Source organism: Polaromonas sp., from assembly GCF_010365105.1.
Classification (GTDB): Bacteria; Pseudomonadota; Gammaproteobacteria; order Burkholderiales; family Burkholderiaceae_C; genus Polaromonas.
On sequence record NZ_JAAFGZ010000019.1, the window covers coordinates 14,046 to 36,619 of the forward strand.

Below are 22,574 nucleotides of genomic sequence, written 5' to 3' on the forward strand. Positions count from 1 at the left end.
CCATGCCCAGTAGTCAACGTAGCGAACACCCTACCGCACCGGGTGTGGAGTCGATAAGGGTGCAGTGGCTGCTGGTGTGCCGCTCGCGCGGCACACCAGCGCCCGATCCGGCGCGGGCCCTACCCTTTCTGGCCGGCCTGACAAACCTTCATGGGCAGGCGTTCGAGGCACTGACGCAGGCATTGGTGCTGTGCCTCAAGGGTCAGGAAAAGCGTCGGGAACTCGAAGTCCTTGCCTGGGCCGCTGGCTGCACGCGGCCGACCTTGTTGGCGCAACTGCAGGCGCAGGGCATTGTGTGCACGGGTCACGATCTGTTTGGCGTAGGCCTGGGCCTGATGGCCTCGGGCTGGGACATGTCGGCGCGCCTGGCCCAGCTGGTGCAGCACCCCGAAGACGTGACGTCGCTTCGTCAAGCCCTGGCACTGCAGGCGTCAGCGAGCCGTCTGGCGCTTGAGGTCCCGGCCCTGCCAGCAAGGGCTGATGCGACGGCGCCAGTAGACCCCGCAGGGCCGGATCAGGACCGGGCGCCGGCGCTTCAACCCGAGAGGTCACAACTGCCCAGAATGTTGATGCCTTCCGTTTCAGCCCCAGAACGCCGCATGGACAACTATCCGCCGCTGGCAGTGGTCCCCGATGCGCCGTCGGAGTTCCCCGAGTGGGATGGATGCGAATTCGAGGTACAGGACCCGAATGACGCAGCACCGGCCAGCCCGCGCCTGCAGGTCAAGCTGTTTGGAAGCAACGCGGCCCATACTCTGGAGATTGGCACGCACCGCCGCAGCACCAGCTTCATGGGCGTGCAGGTGGTCACCATCGAGTCGGCCCGCGCCTTGGGTAGTGGTGGAAGTGGCGGCTACGACTGGGGCCATAAACTGACCGTGCAGCTCACGCCCGAAGAAATGCCAGGGGCCATGGCTGTTTTGATGAACCTGTATCCTTCGGTGCGGTTCGGCCAGCATGGCGCGGCCAGGGACAAGTTTGTAGAGCTGCGCCGCCAGGATGGCGGCATGGTTCTGGTCACTGGTCAAGGCAGCGCGGTCTACGCCGTGCCTGTCAAGACGCCACAGCTGTATTACCTGCTGGGCCTGTTTGCCCGGGCCATGGCCCAGGGACTGCCGGGCGGCTCCGTAGCCGAGGTCCTGGCGCTGGTGAAAGCCAGCCAGTGATACCAAGAGCCTGCAGGCGTTGCGCCTCTCGTTATGCAAGCACCTTATGAAGTTTCTGCCGACGGAAGCTGATACTGTTGGCAGTTGGCACTTGGCACTTGGCCGCAGCACCGTAAATCTGGCAAATAGTGTGGGGACATTATCAAAAATCGAGGAACTCATAGAATGTTACCGTGCCTGCCCCCACGTTCACCCTCTTCGACTCCTTCGCCGTCCTGCCGCTCTTGGCAGTTACAGCCGCGTGGACGAGCAAGCTGGCGTGTGCCACGCAGACGCCTCAGCCGGCTGCACATTCCTAAGCCCGGCGATACCCCTTTCATTCTTTAGCGCAATCCATCTATCGCCGGGCCCCAAGCCCCGCGCGGTAGCGGCCGTCGTGTTCCTCAAACCCGGTCGCATTCGTTGGAGTCATTCATGCATGCTGAAATTGACGGTGAGCGCACGCTGACCGAACTGGACTTTGCCCGCCTGAACAAGTTGCGTGACAGGTATTGGCCTGTCGGGCTCGTCGCCATGGACCAGTTCACCGACCTGGTGGCGTCAACCGAGATTGCGCCGGACATCGTGACGATGTATTCACAAGTGGAAATCGTCGATTTGGGTTCGCGCTGCAGGCACAAGCTGACGCTGTGCTATCCCGGCGATGCCGAGCCCGGCATTGGCTTCATCTCGGTGCTTTCGCCTGTAGGCGCGAGCTTGCTGGGCTTGCGCGTGGGCTCGATTGCCCGCTGGCACACACCGCACGGCGACGCCTGCTCGGCACAAGTCGTGGCCATGCTGTTCCAGCCCGAAGCCAGCGGCGATTACGCCACCTAGCTGACGCTTCCGCGTTCGTTTCCCCGTTGCCCATTGCCCACGGCGCCCATGCAGCGCGCCGGCTTCAGCTTGTCCAGGAATTCACCATGCACCTTCACTCGATACTCGCCATCACTGATTTTTCCACCCAGGCCGAACACGGCCTTGAGCGCGCTGCGCTGGTCGCCGCAGCGCATCAGGTCAAGTTGCGGATTGTGTATTTCACGGAATATGCGACGCACGGCTTTTTGAATCCGGGCGGGCGGCTGGCGCAGCGTGCGCGCCAACTGGCCCGACGCCATGACATCACCGTCGATGCAGTCACCCGGCCCTGCAATTCGTTGAACGACATTGTCAAGGAGGCCGGCAGCGCTGACCTGATCGTCGTGGACGATCGGCGCCAGCGCACGCTCAGCAGCCTGTGGCGGGGCACCGAGGTGGTCCAGCTGCTGCGGCACTGCCCGTGCCCGGTGCTGGTCGTCAAGCAGGCCCCCTTAACGCATTACAGCAGCATGCTGGTCGCCACAGACTTCACGGCCGACTCACTGGCGCTGGTGCGCTATGGCAGCCGCTTCGATGTCAATTCGGAACTCGAACTGTTTCACACCCGCAGAACCATCAGCCACGCCCATCCCGCTTTGGCAAAGAAAGCCGCTGCACGGGAGACTGTTTTCAGCCAGGAAGCGCATCGCCTTCTGCGGGGCCGCATGTTTGAGCTGACGGACTCGTTCGATACACGGCTGAACCGGGTGGATTGGGTGCATGGCGACTTTGACCCGGCACGGCAGACCTTGGTACGGCAAAAAACGTCAGGTGCGGACCTGGTTGTCGTCGGCAAGCAAAGGCGCTCAACCCTGGCCGATGTTTTGCTGGGCAGCGTCGCACAACGCCTTGTCGAATCGGCTGACAGTGACGTGCTGGTCGTGCCGCACGGGTACAGCGCATCATCGCGCGCAGCCGGAAAAGCCCGCATGCAGACCGATTTGAATTACGGGCCTGGCCCGCTGCCTGTCGTCAGGCGACGTTCCATTTGACAAGCTAACGGGGCGGTTGTTGATCGGAATCCTGCCATGAGAAGCACCTGGCCTTGAGCTGCCTGTCAACGAGGCGCAGGCGATGCAAGCGAGCGCATCACGGCTTGTGGGCCAACGGTTTTGGCATGGCGTTCGACCTATGAAAGAAAAGTGCCCATGGTGCGAGGCCCCGTGTACTGCACGCTTTTCGTGCGCCTTGTCCCCTCCGTTTGGAGGATGCAGCGCGTCCATCGCCGAGTAACACTGCATCCAGGTCATGCATTTACCAGGAAGCAACATGTTCAGACTTGACGGAAAAGTGGCGCTCGTCAGCGGCGCCGGGCGCGGCATGGGCCTGGGCGTGGCGCAGACGCTGGCGCGCCAGGGTGCGACCGTCCTCATCAACGATTTCTACCCCGAGCGTGCCGAAGCCGCTGCACAAACGCTGCAGGGCGAAGGCCTGAAGGCACACGCCGCAGCCGCCGACATGACCGACCGCAGCGCGATTTTTGCGATGGTCGAACGGCTGGCGGCCAAGCACGGCGCGATTGACGTGTTTGTCCACAACGCCGGCATTCCGGCCCAAGGCTGGGGCTACAGCCAGTTTCTGGATTCGCCGCCGTCCGAATGGGATGCCTGGCTGCAACTGAACCTGCACGGCCTGATGCATGCCTGCCAGGCGCTCCTGCCCGGCATGATCGAGCGCCGCTGGGGCCGCATCATTGCCATCAACTCCGACGCCGCCCGCACCGCCACCGGCATGGGACTGTGCGCCTATGGCGCGGCCAAGGCGGCGGCTGTCGGCTTCATCCGCAACCTGTCGGGCGAGGTGGGCCGCCATGGCATCACCGCCAACGCCCTGTCGCTGGGCACCATGAACAACTGGGAAGGCGCCGAGCAGATCGCCCGCAAGACCAACTCGGTCGGCCGCGCCGGCTCGCCGCAGGACGTGGGCGCGGCCGTGGCCTACCTGGCTTCGTCCGAAGCCGAATGGGTCAACGGCCAGCTGCTGCCGGTCAACGGCGGCAGCCTGGTTTGCTGAGTTTTTTTATTTCCAATGCAAGGACTTTTTCATGCGTGACACCACGGCTCCCCTGTTCAACCTCAGCGGCCGCGTAGCGCTGGTCACCGGCTCCGGCCAGGGTATGGGCCTGGGCGCGGTGCGCGCGCTGTGCCGCCAGGGCGCCCGCGTCGTCATCAACGACTTCTACCCCGAGCGCGCCGAAAGCGCCGCCGCCGCGCTGACGGCCGAGGGCTTCAGCGTCTGCGCTGCGCCGGGCGACATCACCCTGCCAGAGGTGCGCGAGCGGATCGTCGCCACCGCGCGCAATACCTTTGGCGAGATCGACATCCTGGTGAACAACGCCGGCGTGCCGCCCGGCATGCCGAATTCGCTGCGCACCTTCAAGGATCTGGGCGACGAGGACTTCGAGCGCCAGCTGGATTTGAACCTGCGCGCCATCCTGGGCCTGACGCGGCTGGTGCTGGACGGCATGTGTGAGCGCGGCTTTGGCCGCATCGTCATCATCACGTCCGAGTCGTGGCGCAACGGAATGGCCATGGGGCTGTCGAACTACGCAGCGGCCAAGTCGGCGGCGCTGGGCTTCATGCGCCACCTGGCGCACGAGGTCGGCCGCCAGGGCGTGACGGCCAATGCGCTGTCGCTGGGCGCGATGAACAACTTTGGCTACGACGAAATCGCCAAACGCAACACCGCTGTCGGCCGCGCCGGCACCGCCGACGACGTGGGCGCGGCCGTGGTCTATCTGGTGTCCAACGAAGCGAGCTGGATGAGCGGCCAGGTCATTGCACTGAACGGCGGCTCCTGCACCGCCTGATGCGCCTTTGCCAGCCTCAAACATATTTCAAGCAAAAAAGGCAATTTGCGCAAGTCTGGCTTGCGTTGATAGCTATTAATTCAGTAGCGCAAGGCTAAAGTTTTCTGGTTGCCTGGTTGATGTGTCATGTATTGGCCATTGCCAAGAACCGTCGCCGCAGCATGTCCCGGCCTCAAGGCGTGATGATGCGCAAAAGACCGCGCCAGATTTGCGCTGCTGAGGGCCCGGTTTTGCTCCTGAAAACATAGCCAACAAAGCTTGCCGGATAAGCGTGAATGACATTTTTTAACCCTAAAATTGACTGTATGTGCCGGCCATGCCCATAGCGGCGGCATCCTGCACTGCGCCAGCCTGTGCAGGCGCCATCGTCTGAGCGGACGATGACTGGAGTTCGCTCACGCCAAAAAATGCAGTCAAGCCCTGCTCATGAACCTACAACAGATGCGAACAGCGAACGCCAAGCCTGACTTGTTCACGGGCAGGCTTGCCGAGCCCAAGTTTTACCCGCGAGGACATTTTCCATGACCCAACCCGCCCACGGCTGGCGCAGCCACTACGCCCTGCTGATGCTGCTGTTCGTCTATACCATGAGCTTCATCGACCGGCAGATCATGGGCATCCTGGTGCAGCCCATCAAGCAGGAATTTGGCGTGTCCGACACCGCCATGGGCGTGTTGGTCGGGCCGGGCACCAGCGTATTGACGCGGATGCCTTTGGACGCCAGCACTTTGGCCATGCTGCGCGTCAGGCCCATCAGCGCCGCTTTTAACGCGCAGTAATGCGCCGGCCCGTCGCCGCTGGCCGCTGCGGTGCTGGCGACATTGATCACCACGCCGCGCGTGCCGGCCTTGAGCATGGCGCGCACGGCCTGGCGGGCGCAGTAGAAAGCGCCGTTCAGGTTGACATTGAGTACCCGCGCCCAGGTTTCATCGCTGATGTCGGCAAAGGCATCGACCGAGCCAATGCCGGCGTTGTTGACCAGCACATCGACCCTGCCAAAAGTGGCAACGACTTCATCGACCACGGCAGCAACGGCTGCGCTGTCGGCCACGTTCAGGCTGCGCGCCATGCTGCGTCCGCCCAGCCCGGCCAGCGACTCCTGCGCGGCTTCCAGGTTCAGGTCCAGCGCCACCACGATGGCGCCCTCCTGGATAAAACAGCGCGCAATGGCACGTCCCATTCCCTGCCCTGCACCGGTCACCAAGGCTACTTTGTCTGCGAGTCTCATCTGTTGTTCCTTTACGAATCATGGGGGTCAATCTGATGATCAAAGCTTAGTCAACGACTAGCGAGAGGCCATCGTCTGATGAGACTATTGATCACCCTTGATTTATTCAGAGCTGTCTCAATTCGCAAGAAATGAACCGTCTGCGCTTGATCATCGGCAAGGTCAGGGGCCAATACGCACCCTCCCCTGTTGCCCTCATGCATCCAGGTATTTTTTTAGAACAAGAACACGTCGTCTTTTAAGGAAATGAACGGTTTAATCGATCATGTTCTTCATTATTTTCATGGCATAACCCTAAGATTGCACCTTCATATTTGTGGGATCGATACCGTGCTTTTTGACAAGCTTTCCAAAAGCCCGACGCTCCTTACCAGCCAGCCGCGCGGCCTGCGTGACATTGCCGCCTGCCTGGCGCATGACCTCCATAGCGTAGTCATGCTCGAAGGCACGTAGCACCTCGGCCTTAGCCTGCTGGAAACTGGACATGGTTTTACCGGCTGTGTATTTTTCATGAGGGGATGCCGATGGTGCCGCGCAGATCGTCGGGCCATCTTCCATCAGCAACTCGCGATGTACCCAATTCTCCAGTTCGCGCACATTGCCCGGCCACAAATAGTTGCCAATCCAGGCCAGTGTTGCGGTATCAAAATTCTTGCGCGGCAGCTTGTATTTGTCGGAAAGCGTGCAAAGGAATTGCCGGGCCAGAAGTTCTGCATCACCGGTTCGTGCACGCAGTGGCGGCAGTACCAAATGCAATATTTTCAACCGGTACAGCAGATCACAGCGAAAATGTCCGTTCTGCATAATTCCGCTCAGTGCCTGGTTGGTTGCTGCGATGACACGCACATCGGTACGCTGCTCCTGAGAGCTCCCCAGTGGCCGGAAATGCTGGTCCTGCAAGAATCTCAGCAACGTAACTTGGGCCTTGGCGCTCAGCGCATCAACCTCATCCAGAAAGAGCGTGCCTCCGTTGGCCTGTGCCACAAGGCCGCGGCGTGCGGTTTTCGCATCGGTGAAGGCGCCGCGCTCATGGCCAAACAATTCGGCCTCGACCAAATGGTCTGGCAGTGCCCCGCAATTGACGGGAACGAACGGCCTGCCCCTGCGCGTTCCCCGGTAATGGACGGCGCGCGCAACCAGTTCCTTGCCCGAGCCAGTTTCACCTTCGATCAACAAGGGCGCTTCGCTTGTTGCAATACGGCGAAGCTGCGACAGCGTGGCAAGGAAGGCCGGCGATGCGCCCAGCAATTCACTGCACCCGTCTTCGTTAGTCAGGCAGCCATGGCACCCGGTATCAGGCCCGTTCATCAGCTTGACCTTGACAACTGCAAGCGGATCGAAATGGGGAGCGAAATTTTCGGCTTGTGAGGGCGTTTCATTCAGCTCAACTCCTTGCGTTGACGGTGCATGAACCGCAAAGCAAATGATCATCGGTTCAAAGTCGTAATTTGCTCCATTTTTGATTTCATAAACAGGAAATCAATGTTTCTGATGTAACGCAAGGCTATAAACCTGATGGCCATTTCTTTGCTGAAACCTTTATTTACTCCAACATTATTCGCAGTATTTGCAATTCAACATCCAAGCCTTTTTGAAAGGTTTCCAGCTGGCGAGACGCTTCCTGCGCCTGCTTTTGCGCATCGGAAGATTCGCTGCCGGCCTCGTCAAGCTGTTTTTTCAGAAGCGGATCGCTTTCGATCAGGCGCTTGACGGCTGCGCTTTTGACGGTGGCCGTCACAGCGGCGCGGTCGGCGGCCAGCGCCTCGGCGCTGCTCTTCATGCGCTGGGCCACCGCTTGCAGGCCTTCGCGGGTGCGGGTGGTGAAGTCTTCAAAGGAATTGCCGGCAAGCGACTGGCTGTCGGCGTCCTTCAGTTCGGGCGCCTCGGGCAGCAGCAGCACGGTGCCCGCTTCTAGGTGCTGAAAATCCGCATGGGGATTGAGCATCCTGATCTGCTCCAGGGTCGCCTGGCTCAGTTCCTGGCTGCCGGCCTGGCCGCCTGCGGGGTTCCTGAGCAGCCTGGCGCTCAGGGCCTGCAGGTCGGATGCTTGCTCGATGACGATGAACCGCATGGGAGATTCTCCTGGTGGGGCGGGGTCAGGGTTGGCGGGCCGTTCAGCCGATGAGGTTGAGCGGCAGCATTTCGGGCCGCAGCGGCGCATTGATCGGGCGCGTGGTGATGTTGCCGATGGCAGCGACCAGCGCCCTGCCGTTGACCACGCGAATCGAGTCTTCGGCGCCGCGCACGCGGTTGGCGTGGATGAGGGCGACCGGTGTGTTCAGCAGCACGGCGCTGGTACTGAAATTGGCGCGCAGCTCGCAGCGGTTGTCGTTGAACAGCACTTCACCGCTGGCGCTCACGTCCACTGCCGGCGCGCGTCCGCGCGCGATGAAGACATTGCCCAGCACCGAGGCGCTGGCGCCTTGCACCGGCACGGCCGCACCGGCGGCATCCACGCCGGACGGAACCGTGTTGACCCAGGCCTGGCTGCCCGACAGCACCAGGATGCGGCTGTCGTCCACACGCAGTGCGGTGAAGCGCCCCAGGCGCGAGACCAGGTTGCCGCCGGGCTGGGGCTCGTCGATCTGCAGCGCCAGCCAGGCGATGTCGCTGGGCTGGTAGCTGGGCTGGGCGTCGCGCTCGACATGGTTATGGCTGATCTCGGCTTGCGCGTAGGGTGCGCGCACGCTGATGCCGGCCACGACGCCGCCGAAGTTGTCCAGCGGGCCTACTTCCAGGATGTCGTTGCCGCTGATGCGCGGACGCTGCACCGAAAATACGGCAATGCCCGCCACCAGTTGCCTGTTTTCGGCCGCGTCCCGGCCAATCTGGCGCAGCGTGTTGCCAGCCACGGTGGCCGATTCGGTGCGGAAAATGCCGATGCCCAGCGTCATGCCGGTATTGGCAATATCGGAGCGCAGGCCAATGCCGCGCAGCTGGTTGTTTTCAATCGACAGCGAGCCGGCGCGGGCGGAGTCAACCATCACGATGCCGTTGCCGCACTGCTCGATGAGGTTGAGCTTGACGATCAGCGCCTGCACCGGAGCCGCAACCAGAATGCCGGCGTCTGGAAAGCCACTCACCTGGTTGGCCAGCACCTGGCACTGGTTGCTGCCGTTCCTGTCCAGGCCGGTAGTGAGTTCGATGCCCGCGCCGCTGCGCGGGCGGTCGCCATCGGCCGTAGCCTGGAGCTTGTTGCCTTCGATCCAGGCGCCATCGACCGCGCAGCGAATGCCGGCGCCGTGCAGATTCAGGTTGTTGCCGCACAGGCGCACGCTGGCACCGGGCAAGGCAAAGCCTTCGGCGGCCAGGCCGACTTCATGGCTGCCAATCACCTGGTTGCCGGTCATGCGGGTTTCAAAGGCATGGCCGACGGCGCCTGCCAGCCGCACCGCACTGCCCGAGCACCAGAACACGTTGTCGTCGATGCGCAGCACGGCCGACAGCAGCAGGCGGGGCGCTTCTTCCTCGCGTGGCTCCAGCGCGCGCACGCCGTCGGATGCGATGAACAGGTTGCCTTCTATCGTCGCGCCGGCCACCACGCCGCTGAGCGTGACCGCCGCGCCCTGCGCATCGGCGTTGCCCAGCACCGCCACGGCGAGCCGGCGCAGCGCCAGCCCCAGCACGGTGCGAATGCTGATGGCCGACTGGCGCCCGAGCGAAAAGATGGCCAGATCGTCGATGACTACCGCCAGGCTGCGCTCGATGATGAAGGCCGAACCGGGTGACGCGATCATCGTCGCCGGACCCTGGCCGGTGATGCGCAGCGACCGGGCACCGCGCACGCGCACCGGCTCGCGCAACACATAGGCGCCGGCGTGCAGGCAGACCGTGCCGCCGCTATCCCTTGACTTGTCCACGGCATCCTGGATCGTGAGTTGACCGCTGGCATGCGACTCGGGCGTGACGCACTGGGTGCAGCCGCAGTTTTCGCCTGCCGTTGCCTGCGGCGGCCAGGGATGGCGGCAGTCGTTCACCGTGCCGCTGGCCACGTCCCAGAACCCCAGCCGCGCGTAATGGTGATGAATGCCGCGCGGCGGCGCGCCGTCCAGCAGTTCAATCGACGCATCGGCCGTGCGCGCGGCGAATTCCCAATGGTCGCCGGCCCTGAAAACCTGGGTGCCGGTGACGCCGGTGGTGCCAAAGCTCACCGTGATGCCGTTTTCCAGCAGCAGCGCGGTGCCGGCTGCGGGCACCTTGATCAGACCGGTGGTGCTTGCCGCATCCAGGTCCTGCACCTGCACCGGCGTGCCGCTGGCGTCGGTGCGAAAGACGCGGCCTTTCTGGTCCCAGCGGCGCACGCGCAGGTTTTTCGCGAGGGGCCAGTTGCTGTCGGGAAAGGCGCCGGGCAGCATCGCGGCTGGCAGCGCGGACGCAAAGCTGATGCGGCGCGTGACCTCATCGACAGTGACCTGGCGCATTTCACCGGCGGCCTGGGAGAATTCGCGCGCGTCGTCGGTGATCTCGACCCAGTCGCCGCTGCTGATGCGCAGCACCTCGTCGCGTCCCAGGCTGTCGAGTTCCAGCGCCGTGCCGGACACCACGCTGGCCACGCGGCTGCCCATGCTGGCGTTCTCGCGCGACCACTTGAAGCTGGCTGTGCCGCCGGGCTGGCCGGGGTCGTGGATCTCGACGCGGTAGAGCTGGTTTTCCAGCCCCCGGTAGCCGCCACTGGGCGGCAGCTCGCAAGGATCGTCGGCGGGCGGCACGTCGAAAGTGCCAGTGGTCAATACGCCGGTCGATGGCGCAATCAACTCGCTCCAGCCCGGGATGCCGGCGTCAGGCGTGGCGCAGCTGGCGCTGCTTCCGGCATCGGGCGCCAGCACGCGCACCTGCCAGACGGTCTGCAGGCGCGAACTGGTTTCCACGCCGACGGCGCTTTCCACCAGGCCCGGCTGCTCCAGGTGCGTGACCTCGCGGCTCCAGACATCGAGGTACACCAGGTGCCGGCCGGCGGTTGGCAGCGTGGGCGGCTCGGGCAGGTAGGGCTGGCTGGCATAGGGGGTCTTGCCCGCAAAGCTGGTCTCGGACAGCAGGCTGTCAAACACGCGCAGCGCCGCGTCTTTCGAGTCGGCGCCATGGTTTTCGGCCAGCAGGCCATCGACGTACAGCCGGCCCTTGTCGATCTCCAGCAGGCCTGCCGCCACGGCGGTCACCTTGAAGGCGTTGGGCGTGGTGCTGGACACCGTGGCGCGGCCCAGCGTGTCGCTGGCGAGCGCGCGCAGGCGCCGGTCGATCAGCGCCACCAGCTCGTTCGCGTCGGCATCGAGCAACACGCCGCCCTGCTTGAGCTCGACGCCCGCGTAGTCGAGCAGAGGGTTCAAGCGCACTCTGGAAAAGTCGGCAGCCATGGTGGTTCTCCCGGATGGTCGTTGGCCTTGTGGAATCAGGTCGCGTAAAAAATGCCTGCGTGCAGCCCGAAGCGCAGGTATTCATCGAGCCGCAGGCGCAGATTGGTCTCGCGCTGCGGCTGGAACAGAGCGTGCATCACGCCGATCTCGCCGCCGTCTTCGGCGCCTTCCCGAATCTCCTTGGCTGTGGCCGGCCGCAGCTGGCCATAGCCGGGATCGCCGTAGCGCAGCGAGGTGAAGTGCGGCAGGACGGACAGCCCGCCCGTCACGCAGCGGAAAGGGCGCGGCGTGATGGCGCCCGCAGGCAGATAGCAAAAGCGCATGCAGCCCTCCTGCCGGCGCTCGGCCATCAGCGGCGCGTGCCAGCTTTCAAGCGGCAAGGCCCCTAGCGCGGCGAAAAAAATGCTGTTCGACGCCAGCCGCATCAGCCGCGTGTGGACCTTGCCGATCACGGTGCTTTCGGTCACGGTGAGTTCGGCGCCCACGCCGCCCGCGCCATCGGCGTCGAAGGCCGCGTTACTGGCGCTGCCGGCGTCAACAATGCAGTCGTGCATGAAGACCTGGGCGCCGGCCACCGCCTGCAGCGGGCCGGTGATGCAGCGCTCCAGCGTGACCTGGGCAAACGGGTGGCTGATGAGCAGGCTGACCGCGCCGGGCGAGGCAGCGCTGCCGTCGGTGTTGAGCGACACGCCCGGCACCAGCGTGCAGTCGCGTAGCACCAGTTCACGCGGCTGGTCATCGGCGGCGGCGGCCAACTCCAGGGCGCCGCCGCTGATGACCAGGCCGTCGATCACCAGCCGGCCGCGCGCGCCTATAGCCAGCGTGACCGGAGCGCCCGAAGCAATCAAAGGCCGGGCGCCGTTGCGCGCGGCCACCACGACGGTCTTGCCCGGCGCGGTGGGGTCAAGCTCCGCATCGACCTTGAACACCGGCGTCTGCGCGTAGGTCAAACTGTCGCCCAGCATCAAGCGGCCTTCGCTGGCAATGGCGTCGAGCTGCGTCTGCAGCCCATCGCCGCCGCTCGCGCTGCGTTGCCGGGCAAGCTGGCCCCCTTGCGGGCTGCGCTCGTACTCGCCGCCACCGATGGGCAGCGAAAAACCGTGATGAAAGCTCGCGACAAACGGCTCGACCACATACTCGACGGCGCGCGTGCTGCCCAAAAGCACGCGGCCTCGCTCCGGGTCGATCAGGATGTCATCGGGCAGCGTGGCCGCCTCGTGCGCCCAGCCAACCGCTGTTCCGCCTGAATCGACGATGTCCCGCAAGTCGGCGATTCGCAACTCCGCAATGGCACGGAACGGCGGATCGCCCGGTGGCGCTGCGGGTCCGGAGCGGTTGACCGGCACCACTGCCCCAGAGCGGCGAAGCACAAAGCTGCGGCTATTGCCGTAGTCCTGCGTCTGTACCACCACCTCGCTGGTGTCTTGCGCCGTGTGCATCTGCAGCGCAAGCTCGCGGATGCGCAGCAGAGCAGGCACATTGGCCGGCTCGGCGATGTGCGTGATCTGCTTTTCAGTCGCTGGCAGCCGGAACAGCGGCTGGTCAGCGCCCAGCGGATTGAAGCGGAACCTGCGCCCCGAACTATCGCCCGGATCGGGTGTGAGCGGCACGTCGCTTAGTCGAAACGGCTGCAGGCGCCACAGGAAGATGCCGATGTTGGGGATGTTGTAGCGCCCGGAGCCGGTTTCGGGCCGGCGCATTTCCGCCGTGTGCGCTACCCTGTTGAACGGTCCGCCCTGCTGCTGCATCCTGGGCAGCGAGCGCAGGTCGGCGCTGGCCGGGGCGTGCAGCCGAACATGGTTCATGTACTGCGTGGTGGCCAGCTGCTCGAAGAACTCGACCGCGCGCGCCGGCCAGTCGGTCACGTCGCGCGCCAGCTGCTCCAGCATGGCGGCCGTGCCCTTGCGGCGCCGATAGGCAATCGTGTGGGCGACCTCGGCGCGCGGTGACGCAATGGCCGGCGCCACGCCGTGCAGCGGCCGGTAGCCGATCAGGTCGCCGATGTAGGGCGCCACCCAATCGGCGCAGGTCTCGATGAACTGGTCGTCGTAGAGCTGCTCGATGTTTTCCTCCAGCGCCTCGAACTCCTGCGCGATCAGCGCCACCAGCGCGCGCAATGGGTGGCCCTGCTGCTCGTCCCGGATGCGGTAAACCGCCGGCAGCAGCGCATAGAGGCGCTTGGCGTCAAGGGTGCTCATGGCATTTCCTCCAGCCGGTCCAGCGGCCCGGTGTCCAGCGTCAGCAATTCCGCTGGCATCGGCGCGCCGCCGCTGGCGTGCATGCGCGCCGCGAGCAAACGCGTCTGGCGCGACTTCTGGGCTTGCGCCTTTGGTGCCGTGCCGCCGTAGAGAAAGTCCAGATCGACTGCGACGACGCCGGGCACTGAATGCACGACGGCGATCACTTCCGACTGCATCACTGGCTGCCCCAGCGCGCGCGCATCGAAGGCATAGCGACTGCGCAGCGCGGCCTCAACGGCGGCCAGCAGCGCCTTGGGTTCATAGGCCGGATCGCGCCTGATTTTCAGGCCGAGGTGAAAGGTGCTTTTCTGGCAGGGCAGCAAGGCGACATTGACGTGCGGATCGCCGCTCGCCTTCAATGCGAGCAACAAATTATTCCATACCGGGTTGCTGGTCGACAGCTGGGCGCCGTCCTGTCCGGCCACGGTCAGGGCGATGGTCGGACCGCCGGCGAGCTGCAGCACCGCTGCACGCGCCTTGGCGATGCCGGCAAAGGCCATGGCGAAGTCTTCGTAGTCGAGCAGCGACACCACCCGGCCCAGCGTGCGCGTGCCCAGTGGCATCGTGCGGCGCGCCTGGTCAGCCGGTTCAGGGTCGGTGCCGCCCTGTGCGCTTACCGGGTTGCTGACGCTTTTCAGGCCCAGCGGCCGGCTCATCAGCTGCGTCAGCTGGTCGGCGCCGACATTGCCTTCCTGCCCCAAGCCCTGACGGTATCGGGCGCGAACGTTGTTGACGCCGCTGGGCAGCCGGGCGCCGCGTACGCCGTCGCCAAATACCATCCAGGACTTGCCTTGTCCATCGACGCTCAAGACGTAGGCGCGTTCGGCAGCGGTGGCGCCGTAGAGCGTCGGCTTTTCGGCCCACTCGACCTCGCCGACGCGCACGCTCAGTTCGCTGTCGGCGCCGCTCGCATTGGCGGCGCCCCGGTAGGTCAGCGGCAGGCGCTGCAATTCAAAGCGCTGGAAGCTGCGGCCTGCGTCGCCGGCGCCCAGGATTTGCGACACCGTCTCGCCATGCGTGGCCAGCGCGACATTGGCATGCACGACCACCGTTTCGCGCCTGAGCGTCGCGGGCAGCGGCGGGGTGATGGTCAGCAGCGCGCCGTTTTGATGCGGCTTCGCCTCGACCAGTGTGGCTTGGTGGACCAGCCGGCTGCCATCGCTGTCGCGCAGGCCGGTGACGATCAGCTTGCGCCCGGAGAAAAATCCGTCGGGCGATACCGCCAGCTGCAGCGAGGGGCCACTGACCGCCTCGGTGACGGGGTAGGGGGCGAGTTTCAGCAGTTCGGACTGGGCGTACACAGAGGTTTCCCGCACGAAATCAAAAAAATCCTTGCTCAGCCCCTGGTCCCTGAGCCCCAGGCGCGTGACCTTGCCCGACAGCGCGAAAGCGGCGAGCGACACATCGTTGACGCTGCTGACCTGGTACAGCCCGGTGAACGGTTTTTGCACAATGTCGAAGATGGCGGCCCCCCCAATCTGCGCGCCCACGCTTCCTGTGGGTACCACGGCGCCGGTGTTGAAGCCCAGGCGCGTCAACACCGCCATCCCGCCCGGCTTGATCTCGCCGAACACGGCGTCCAGATCGATATGCCCGGCCAGTTCGCTGAGCGTGAAGTCGGGCCATTCGGTCGCATCCTTGCCTCCCGGATAACCATGGCGGAACTGCCGGCTCATGCTGCGCCACATCGGCGCGTTGTGGCCGAACACGCTGGCGCGCTTGCGCAGCGCATGCACCTGCAGCGGGCCGGCGCCGCTGGATGCCACGCTCAGGGCGCCGTTCCAGCTCACGCGCGTACGGTCGCTCGCGTCGTCGGTTTCCACGCTGTCGATGCGCCGGAAATTCCAATGGGTATTGCTGGCAGGTTGGCTGAAAAACGCCGGATCGACGAACACCAGCGCATCACCGGGCTTGAGGTTGCTGCGCATGCCGGCCAGGTAGAAGTCGGTTGGGCCAGGATCACGCACTTCCGACAGCCAGGGGCGGATCGCGTTCCACTTGGGCCGCGCGGCCATGTCCTCGACGGTCTCGAAGGTCTGCGGCTTCTCGCCCGGGCCGGGCACGCTTTGCACCTTCAGACCGGCCGCCAGCGTCAGCGCGTCCGGGATGCCGGTGACGAAGGCGCCAGGCTCGGGCGGCAAACCGGCGGGCGCGAACCTTGGCGTTTCCAGCGCGAACGCCAGCCAGGTCTCGGCCGCAACGCCGGGGCGCAGCCGGTAGCCGATCAGCTTGCCCATTTCCTGCAGCGACACCCGCTCGATTGCGGTGCGCAAATAGGACTCGTTGGCCAGGCGCTCCTGGTAGAAGGTCAGCACGTCGGCGGCGCAGGCCACGGCATCTAACAGGCCCAGCGTGAAGTCATCGGCGTTGCGCGTGCGCAGGCCCGCCAGTTCGGGAAAGCGGGGTGACGACAGGCCGGCGTGCAGGCTTTCGCGGAACTGCGCGTAGTCGCCGATGCGGTAGCTGATCGCGTCCAGGCCGGCGCGGTTAGAAAGGCCTGCCGGCGTGCTGGCTTTGATGCCGTCACAGCAGCCGCAAGCATCAAGGCCCGGGGGCACGGGTGGGGTGTCTCTCATTGGCCGCCTCCTGCTTCGAGCGTCAAGCGCCCGCGTTCGCGGAAATTGGGGTTGTTGGCGAGTTGCGCGATTTCCAGCCGGCCCAGGGGCAGCATGCCGGCCTCCATCGGCAGCGTGTCGGGCTGGCCGAAGCGCTCGAATTTCTTCACCCACACCGCCTCCACGCCCTGCACCGCCTGCGCGGCAGCGACGATGCGGCTCAGGTACACCGGCTGGCCAAAGGTGAAGTTGTCGGGATGAAAAGCTGCCAGCCGGCCGTCGGGCAGCCTGCCTGCGCCGAGTTCGCGCTGCACCGCGCGCAGCACCGCGCTGCGGAAATAGCCGGGCAGTACGCACACGTGCAGCGTGATGTCCAGCGCCACATAGCGCGCCGCATTGACTTCCAGGTCATGGCCGGCCATCCTGAAACGCTCCAGATGGGCGCGCAGTCGCGCCTCGAAACGCGCATCGACGGCTGCGCCTTCCAGACGGTCGGCGCTGACGAAGACTGTGTGCCAGCTGCCGGTCCAGCGGAACGTGGCCGCGGCGCGCTGGATGTCGGGGCGGCGTTCGGCGGCTGCGGCGTAGTCAGCAGCCGTGACCGCGCGCTCTTGCGTCTGGAACGCCTCGGGCGCATCGCGGCGGGCGGCCTCCAAGTCCTCGGGCTCGATGCCGCCGGCCGCCGCCATAGGATTGGTGATGGCGCCAAAAATGCCGGCGCTGCTGCTGACGATATGGAAAATGGTCTGCGCGCCGACATTGCCGGCCACACCGTTGCCGACGCGGTAGCGGGCCGTGAACGACGTGCCTTCACGCGGGCGCTCGCCATGCACACCGTCGCCGAAGCGCAAAAAAACCGCGCCGTCGTTCCCGGTTTCAGCCACGAAGTCGCGCGCCACCGGCGAGCTGCCCAGCAAGTCGCGTTGTACCGTCCAGAAGCTGGTCAGGGTGCCGGTGGCCGACTTGAGCTGGCCCTCCAGCTTGTCGATCCGGGGCAGCGCGTCATGGGGATCACGATCGATCAAGGCACTGGCCGTCCACCAGCCTTCGTCCTGAAGCTGGAGCGGCAAGGCGTCCAGCCCCGGGTCCAGCGCCAGCGGCGTCGCCAGCTCTTTCGCCAGATCGAAGCCCTGCGTGAGCGGCGCGTTTCTTAGTGCGGGCAGAAAACGCGGCGGGATGGGTTCCGCCTCGGCATGCCGGCACGGCCCGGCCATGCTGGCGGCCGCGACACGCTTGAGGTGCGACTGGGGCACCGAGCCGAGTGCTTCGTTGCGCACGGTCTGGCCGTGATCGGCCAGCACGATGTTGCCCAGTGCGATGCTGATGTCCACGCCCGGCTGGTCCTTAATGGACAGGCACAGCGCAAACGGCAGCGCGTCGGCGGCGTCCCAGGCTATTTCGGTGACGTCCTGCGGTGCGTCGAGCGGCGGCTCGTCGAACAGCCGGCCGGACGGGTCGACACCGACCTTGACCCCGACCAGCCGCACCGCCCAGCGCCTGGCCGGATCGGCATCGTCCTTCCTCAAGGTCGTGGGGCTCAGGACTTCCTGGAATACCAGCACATGGTTTGGCTTTAACTCCGGATGCGCCCCGCGCAAGGTGGCGCGCGTGGCGCCGCGCGGCAGGCAGCACGCCTGGTCGCCCCAGGTGTAGAACGAAAAATCATTGAGGCTGGCCTGCAATTGGACCTCATGCGCCGTTTCAAACACCACGGCGCCAGCGGCCAGCGCATCGCTCAACTCCTTGCTGCCCGGCGCCAGTACCGGTGGAAGACGGCCACTGCGGGTCAGCAGCGGCGTGCCTTGGGGAAGGGTGTAATTTGCGGTCACCTTGACCTGCACCCAGGCGCGCGCGTTGCAGCCGTCGTGCAGCGCATAGTCCACCAGCCGCGCATGGCGGCGCACCGACACGCGCTGGCGCGCGGTGGTGAGATAGGCTTCTGCGGCAATCGCGTCCTGCCGGTATGACAGGTTGTCGGCAGCATAGGCCAGCATTTCGACCAGCGCCACCCCCACGTCGGCGGCCGAGCGCTCGCTCCAGCCGGGCGCCAGCAGGTTCAGCAGGTCCAGCATCAGGCGGCGAAAGCTGGTGTAGTCCTTCGCCAGGTAGTCGATGTCGGGCTTGAGGGAAACGGGCGGCGGGCAGGGCAAGGGCGCGGCGCAGTCGAAGTCCGACGGGCATTCGACCTTGAACGAGAACTCGATAGCCGACAGTTTCGGGTCGAACCCGTCGGGCTGGCCGCTGCCCGGGCTCTGGCGCAGATGCAGCGTGTAACGGGAAAAGTCGCCCGCCAGCGTGGTACGAATCACCAGCATGCGCGGCAAATCGCCAATGGCCATGCCTTCAACCAGCGCCGGGTCAACGCCCACCGGCAGCTTGTCGGCGGCGGCCACCCATTCGACCGGAACGATGGCGATGCGCTCGCCGCCGTCGATCAGCACGTCCTCAGGCGCCAGCGCGCAGTCGCCGTTGGCCTTGAGCGGAACTGTCCGCAGCAGCCGCATGAACAGCGTGCGCTGGCGCAGCGGCTGGATCGGCTCCAGGTGGTCGCGCACTTCCAGAAACTCGATGCCGTTGGCGCTGCCGGTACGTCCGATGACTGCCAGCCGCCTCGGGTCGCAGCAAAAGTATTTCACAGGCCGCCTCCTGTAGCGCCTGGCAGCGCAAAGCCCGCCTGCTGCGTGCTGCCGTCGGCCAGCACGACATACTGGACCGTCACGTGCAGCGCGGCGTCGATGTTCTCCACCACCACGGCGTTCACCGCGATCAGGTGCGACAGGTGCTGCTGCAAGGCGCTTTGCACCAGGAACTGCAGGGTCGCGGCGAGCGTGCCGCTGTTGGGCTCGAACACCAGCGCCAGCAGGCCGGCGCCGAAGTCGGGCCGCATCACGCGCTCGCCCGGCGCGGTGAACAGCACCTGCTCGATCAGGTCGCGCACATGGTCGGCTTGGTCGGTGGTGGCCGTGCGGCCCTGGCCGTCGAAGTGATAAGGGTGGTCCAGCGTGGGCATCCTGAGACTCCTTTCAAGTGGCGAGCACGCGCGTCTGCGCCGCCAGCGGCAGCATCGGCGTGCCCGTGGGAACGCACACGGACTGGCTCGCCAGGGTGGCCACCGGCGCGCCACCGGCCAGCACGCGCGCCGCGCCCATCACGAACTGGCCCGTCAGGCACGGCGGTACGGGCGTGCCGGTCAGCGCGCAGCCGGCAATCGCATACGGACTGGCCAGCGTGACCACGGGTTGCGCCGACACCAGCACGCGCGGGAAAGGCGACATCGGCAGCGCCTGGCCGGCGTGGCTGCACAGCACAGTGGCGCCAAGGTGAAGGATGGGAGCGGGCATGGCGGCGGTTCCTGGCTAGCGCACATCCGTCATGACCGGGAAATGACTTTTTCAGCATCAAAAATGCCTTTTTCGCATGCTGTGTATGCGCAAACAGCTACTGATTTAATAGCAAAAGTTCCAAACTCATTGAATGTCATGATGACCCCTCAAAGGGTTTTCGCTCTAGATGATGGTCAGGGCGCCAAGGTTGACGTCCGTCGTCGGCCCGGTCATGTTGATGACTGCGCCCTTGCCGTTGGAGATGATGATGCCCACGTCGCTCACCGAAATCATCGCGCCGGTGGTGGTCTGGATCAGGATCCCGCCGGTCGGCCCCGGCATGTCGCTGATCACGATGCCGTTTTTCAGCGTGGTCTGCAGCGTGATGCCGGCCACACCGGGCAGCACCAGGTTCGACAGCTTGGGCGTTTCGGCTGCGCTGCCCCAGTAGCCGCCGACCCAGATCGGGAAGTCCGGGTCGCCGCGCTCGAACTCGATCCACACGCCCGCGCCAATGGGCGGCACCGTGAACAGTCCCATGTTGATCCCGGCCACCGGCACGCACGGCATGGCCCAGCTCGACGGGATGAGGCCTGACACGTCGGGAACGATGGCTTGCAGGCGGCCGATCAGCAGCGGGTCGATGTTGTTGACCACGGTGCCGCGGTACTTGCCGTAGAAGGGGCTGTCGCTCATACCGGCACCGTTGGCAAGGTCGAGATCAGCGCGTTGCGCGCCAGGCTGAAGCTCTGCTTGTATTCGCCGCGCTTGATGTCGTGCGACACGCTTTTGACGTAGTAGAGCCCGTCGAACGGCAAACCGGCGCCGCGCACGCCGACCAGCTGGCGCGACTTGAGCAGCCGGCCATAGCGCGCCACGTCGAGCCGGCCGCTGCCGAACACCGAGTCGCCGTGCTGGCTGGCGTACGCCAGGCCGGTCATCAGCGCCGACAGCGGCGACAGGTGCGCCGTCTCGTGCAGGTTCTCGATTTTGGGCGGCAGCGGCGGCACCAGCCCGAGGGGCGGGTTCAGTGGCGAGATATCCGGAATCGGCAGGCCGATGGGCGCCTTGCTGAGCAGTTCCTGGAAATAGACAATCGGCATTTTCTTGGCTTCCTTGTCGAAGTTGAAGCTCAGTTCCTCGACGTTGGTGATCGCGTCCATGTTGACCGACAGCGCAGGCTGCGGCTGGCCGATGCGTATCTCCGGCCCCCAGTAGGCTTTGGACGTGCCCGGCACCGGGCCGGGCTCCAGGTAAAACACGTAGCCGACCTGCCGCGCCAGCCGCGTCACGTAGGCGTAGTCGGAGCCGCGCTGCTGCGGGATGCGCTCGACCGGAATCGGCAGGTCTTCCACGATGCTCGGAATCACCAGCGGGATCACGCCCAGCGCTGCGTACTTGGCCAGCACCAGCAGCACGCGCACAGCCGGCGGCATGGCCGGGTAGGGAATGCCCGACAGGTCGATGTAGTCCATCAGCGCGCTCATGTCCTTGCCCTTGACCACCAGCTTGCCCACGCCGCCCTCGCCCGGCAGCGTCTCGACATGGGTCACCATGCCGTCGATCAACGCTTCGGCATTGCCGCCAATGCGCGCCACCAGCACGACGCGCATCAGCGGCGCAGCACTCGCACCGCCCGTGAGCAGAAACAGCGTGCGCAGCGGCGAACGCGCCGCCAGTTCGAAGGTCAGCTCGAAGCCCGAGGGCGTGTCGCCGGAGCCGGCATCGACTTTCGCCGAACTCAGCGCTTCTATCGCCTCGGCAGGCGCGGGCACCGGTACCGGGCCGATCAGCAGCGAGAGCTGGATGCCGCCTTGCATGGCCGTCACATCCCTGCCGGCAGCGCAATGTCAACGCGCTGGCCCGGCGTGTCGGTGAGCTCGTTCGGGTCGATCACCGCGTTCGCGTCGGCGATGCGCCAGTAGAGCAGCGAATCGCCCAGGTACTTCGCGCCCAGCAGGTCGGGCCGGTCGCCGGCCACCACGGTATGCCGGGCCGCCAGGACCAGCGTGCCGGGCGCGGGCAGGAAGCGCCGACGCACGTAGGGGATGGCGGGCTCGCCAGGGCGGCGCTGCAGCAGCGCGAGCGGTACGCCGCTGTAGCGGCTTTGCGGCGCGAACGGCGTATTCGGAATCGCGCCGGCATCAATGAGGAGTTGGACAGGATCGTTCATGGGCATGCTCCGTGGCTCATGGTTCAAAGCGGAAGGCTTGAGAGGCCGAGCGATTGCAGCGACGCCGCACCGGTCTTGCCGGCCAGCGCCTCGCGCGTGCGCAGATGACTGATGAAGACGCCGCCGCCCCGGTGGTCAAAGCCCAGGTCGTCCGTTGTCATCACGCGCAGTCCCAGACTGACCTTGGCACGCAGCGGGTTGAGCGCCACGTCGAAGGCTTCCTCGGTGATCGAAAAGTCGGTCACGCGCACCGGCACCACGCGGCTCTTGCTCCAGATGAACAGCACCAGCGGCGCCTCGGGGGGCAGGATTTCCAGCGTGCCAGACTGCGACAAGGCGTTCAGCGCCAGCAACTCCGCCGTGCTCGGGTTCACCAGGCTTTCCAGCGCCGCCAGCTGCGGCGCGATGCCGAAGGCCACGGCGTTGGCGTTCTGCTCCGGATGCTCCAGCGCATCGGTCGCGTCGATTTCGGCTTCGAGCTTGATCGACTCGACCGCCGGGCCTTTCAGGCGGAACGGCTGCGCCCGCGCGCCGCCGCCATCCCCGCCCACGCCCTGCACCTGGTAACTGCGCGACAGGCTGTCGGGGTTGTACTGCAGCGCGATCGTTCGCCGCACGGCGCCGCTGGCCGGGTCGAGGATGACGAGGCCGCCTTTGACGAGCTTCGGAGAATTTGAGTAGCCACTCATAGCATCTGGTTCCTATCCGTTAAAACTTGGCGGCTGGTCGTATCGGACATGGCGAAGTAGCCTATGTCCTTGATTGCAATTACCTTTTCGCTAAATGAACTCCCTCACATACGGTTTAACTCTCTTCCCTGCTCCCCCTTATACAAAACAATGAAACCGCAGTCTGCTTCTCTACGCTTTCATAGCGTCAGGCCAGACTGAAA

General features: G+C 65.2%; 18 protein-coding genes. 5 read left to right on the forward strand and 13 right to left on the reverse strand.

The window, feature by feature from the left end:
• Positions 1-2 precede the first annotated feature (2 nt).
• From GZ092_RS13645 to GZ092_RS13665, 5 genes are all read left to right on the forward strand, one after another.
• Positions 3-1,166 (forward strand): hypothetical protein, encoded by a 1,164-nt coding sequence (locus GZ092_RS13645; protein WP_293637166.1) that lies wholly within the window; start codon positions 3-5, stop codon positions 1,164-1,166.
• Between the two features lie 414 nt (positions 1,167-1,580).
• On the forward strand, positions 1,581-1,982 hold the full coding sequence (locus GZ092_RS13650) for a GreA/GreB family elongation factor (RefSeq protein ID WP_293637168.1): 402 nt from the start codon (positions 1,581-1,583) through the stop codon (positions 1,980-1,982).
• 86 nt (positions 1,983-2,068) lie between these two features.
• Positions 2,069-2,995 (forward strand): universal stress protein, encoded by a 927-nt coding sequence (locus tag GZ092_RS13655; RefSeq protein ID WP_293637169.1) that lies wholly within the window; start codon positions 2,069-2,071, stop codon positions 2,993-2,995.
• Between the two features lie 277 nt (positions 2,996-3,272).
• A complete protein-coding gene (locus GZ092_RS13660) occupies positions 3,273-4,016 on the forward strand; it encodes an SDR family NAD(P)-dependent oxidoreductase (RefSeq protein WP_293637170.1) in 744 nt (247 codons plus the stop codon).
• A gap of 31 nt (positions 4,017-4,047) precedes the next feature.
• Positions 4,048-4,812 (forward strand): SDR family NAD(P)-dependent oxidoreductase, encoded by a 765-nt coding sequence (locus tag GZ092_RS13665; RefSeq protein WP_293637171.1) that lies wholly within the window; start codon positions 4,048-4,050, stop codon positions 4,810-4,812.
• Between the two features lie 580 nt (positions 4,813-5,392).
• Here the strand turns inward: GZ092_RS13665 and GZ092_RS13670 are convergent.
• The 13 genes from GZ092_RS13670 to GZ092_RS13730 form a co-directional block, all read right to left on the reverse strand.
• Positions 5,393-6,040: an SDR family NAD(P)-dependent oxidoreductase gene (locus tag GZ092_RS13670; RefSeq protein WP_293637172.1), complete on the reverse strand. Its 648-nt coding sequence runs from the start codon at positions 6,038-6,040 to the stop codon at positions 5,393-5,395.
• 294 nt (positions 6,041-6,334) lie between these two features.
• Complete coding sequence (locus GZ092_RS13675) at positions 6,335-7,471, reverse strand: sigma-54 dependent transcriptional regulator (protein ID WP_293637174.1); 1,137 nt, start codon at positions 7,469-7,471, stop codon at positions 6,335-6,337.
• Between the two features lie 112 nt (positions 7,472-7,583).
• The gene (locus GZ092_RS13680; RefSeq protein WP_293637176.1) at positions 7,584-8,111 is read right to left on the reverse strand and encodes a hypothetical protein; all 528 of its coding nucleotides are present in this window, start codon (positions 8,109-8,111) and stop codon (positions 7,584-7,586) included.
• A gap of 43 nt (positions 8,112-8,154) precedes the next feature.
• Positions 8,155-11,391: a DUF6519 domain-containing protein gene (locus tag GZ092_RS13685; RefSeq protein WP_293637178.1), complete on the reverse strand. Its 3,237-nt coding sequence runs from the start codon at positions 11,389-11,391 to the stop codon at positions 8,155-8,157.
• A gap of 35 nt (positions 11,392-11,426) precedes the next feature.
• On the reverse strand, positions 11,427-13,589 hold the full coding sequence (locus GZ092_RS13690) for a hypothetical protein (protein ID WP_293637180.1): 2,163 nt from the start codon (positions 13,587-13,589) through the stop codon (positions 11,427-11,429).
• Positions 13,586-16,207 (reverse strand): putative baseplate assembly protein, encoded by a 2,622-nt coding sequence (locus GZ092_RS13695; RefSeq protein ID WP_293637182.1) that lies wholly within the window; start codon positions 16,205-16,207, stop codon positions 13,586-13,588. The genes GZ092_RS13690 and GZ092_RS13695 overlap by 4 nt, the downstream gene beginning before the upstream one ends.
• Positions 16,204-18,822, reverse strand: a complete 2,619-nt coding sequence (locus tag GZ092_RS13700) for a putative baseplate assembly protein (protein ID WP_293637184.1) — start codon at positions 18,820-18,822, stop codon at positions 16,204-16,206. The genes GZ092_RS13695 and GZ092_RS13700 overlap by 4 nt, the downstream gene beginning before the upstream one ends.
• Complete coding sequence (locus GZ092_RS13705; protein ID WP_293637186.1) at positions 18,819-19,196, reverse strand: GPW/gp25 family protein; 378 nt, start codon at positions 19,194-19,196, stop codon at positions 18,819-18,821. Before GZ092_RS13705 ends, GZ092_RS13700 begins: the two co-directional genes overlap by 4 nt.
• Positions 19,197-19,209: 13 nt before the next feature.
• Complete coding sequence (locus GZ092_RS13710) at positions 19,210-19,527, reverse strand: hypothetical protein (protein ID WP_293637188.1); 318 nt, start codon at positions 19,525-19,527, stop codon at positions 19,210-19,212.
• A gap of 165 nt (positions 19,528-19,692) precedes the next feature.
• Entirely contained in the window at positions 19,693-20,205 is a 513-nt protein-coding gene (locus tag GZ092_RS13715) for a phage baseplate assembly protein V (protein ID WP_293637190.1), read from the reverse strand.
• Complete coding sequence (locus GZ092_RS13720) at positions 20,202-21,329, reverse strand: hypothetical protein (RefSeq protein ID WP_293637216.1); 1,128 nt, start codon at positions 21,327-21,329, stop codon at positions 20,202-20,204. Before GZ092_RS13720 ends, GZ092_RS13715 begins: the two co-directional genes overlap by 4 nt.
• Before the next feature lie 5 nt (positions 21,330-21,334).
• A complete protein-coding gene (locus GZ092_RS13725) occupies positions 21,335-21,682 on the reverse strand; it encodes a Base plate wedge protein 53 (protein WP_293637192.1) in 348 nt (115 codons plus the stop codon).
• Positions 21,683-21,705: 23 nt separating this feature from the next.
• On the reverse strand, positions 21,706-22,371 hold the full coding sequence (locus tag GZ092_RS13730) for a hypothetical protein (RefSeq protein ID WP_293637194.1): 666 nt from the start codon (positions 22,369-22,371) through the stop codon (positions 21,706-21,708).
• Positions 22,372-22,574 lie beyond the last annotated feature (203 nt).

Excerpts from the sequence above, each read along its gene's own strand:
- GZ092_RS13710 (WP_293637188.1), bottom strand. The coding sequence starts at position 19,527 with ATGCCCGCTCCCATCCTTCACCTTGGCGCCACTGTGCTGTGCAGCCAC.
- GZ092_RS13660 (WP_293637170.1), top strand. The coding sequence starts at position 3,273 with ATGTTCAGACTTGACGGAAAAGTGGCGCTCGTCAGCGGCGCCGGGCGC.
- GZ092_RS13725 (WP_293637192.1), bottom strand. The coding sequence starts at position 21,682 with ATGAACGATCCTGTCCAACTCCTCATTGATGCCGGCGCGATTCCGAAT.
- GZ092_RS13715 (WP_293637190.1), bottom strand. The coding sequence starts at position 20,205 with ATGAGCGACAGCCCCTTCTACGGCAAGTACCGCGGCACCGTGGTCAAC.
- GZ092_RS13680 (WP_293637176.1), bottom strand. The coding sequence starts at position 8,111 with ATGCGGTTCATCGTCATCGAGCAAGCATCCGACCTGCAGGCCCTGAGC.
- GZ092_RS13685 (WP_293637178.1), bottom strand. The coding sequence starts at position 11,391 with ATGGCTGCCGACTTTTCCAGAGTGCGCTTGAACCCTCTGCTCGACTAC.
- GZ092_RS13655 (WP_293637169.1), top strand. The coding sequence starts at position 2,069 with ATGCACCTTCACTCGATACTCGCCATCACTGATTTTTCCACCCAGGCC.
- GZ092_RS13695 (WP_293637182.1), bottom strand. The coding sequence starts at position 16,207 with ATGAGAGACACCCCACCCGTGCCCCCGGGCCTTGATGCTTGCGGCTGC.
- GZ092_RS13720 (WP_293637216.1), bottom strand. The coding sequence starts at position 21,329 with ATGCAAGGCGGCATCCAGCTCTCGCTGCTGATCGGCCCGGTACCGGTG.
- GZ092_RS13675 (WP_293637174.1), bottom strand. The coding sequence starts at position 7,471 with ATGATCATTTGCTTTGCGGTTCATGCACCGTCAACGCAAGGAGTTGAG.
- GZ092_RS13645 (WP_293637166.1), top strand. The coding sequence starts at position 3 with ATGCCCAGTAGTCAACGTAGCGAACACCCTACCGCACCGGGTGTGGAG.
- GZ092_RS13730 (WP_293637194.1), bottom strand. The coding sequence starts at position 22,371 with ATGAGTGGCTACTCAAATTCTCCGAAGCTCGTCAAAGGCGGCCTCGTC.
- GZ092_RS13650 (WP_293637168.1), top strand. The coding sequence starts at position 1,581 with ATGCATGCTGAAATTGACGGTGAGCGCACGCTGACCGAACTGGACTTT.
- GZ092_RS13705 (WP_293637186.1), bottom strand. The coding sequence starts at position 19,196 with ATGCCCACGCTGGACCACCCTTATCACTTCGACGGCCAGGGCCGCACG.
- GZ092_RS13665 (WP_293637171.1), top strand. The coding sequence starts at position 4,048 with ATGCGTGACACCACGGCTCCCCTGTTCAACCTCAGCGGCCGCGTAGCG.
- GZ092_RS13690 (WP_293637180.1), bottom strand. The coding sequence starts at position 13,589 with ATGAGCACCCTTGACGCCAAGCGCCTCTATGCGCTGCTGCCGGCGGTT.
- GZ092_RS13670 (WP_293637172.1), bottom strand. The coding sequence starts at position 6,040 with ATGAGACTCGCAGACAAAGTAGCCTTGGTGACCGGTGCAGGGCAGGGA.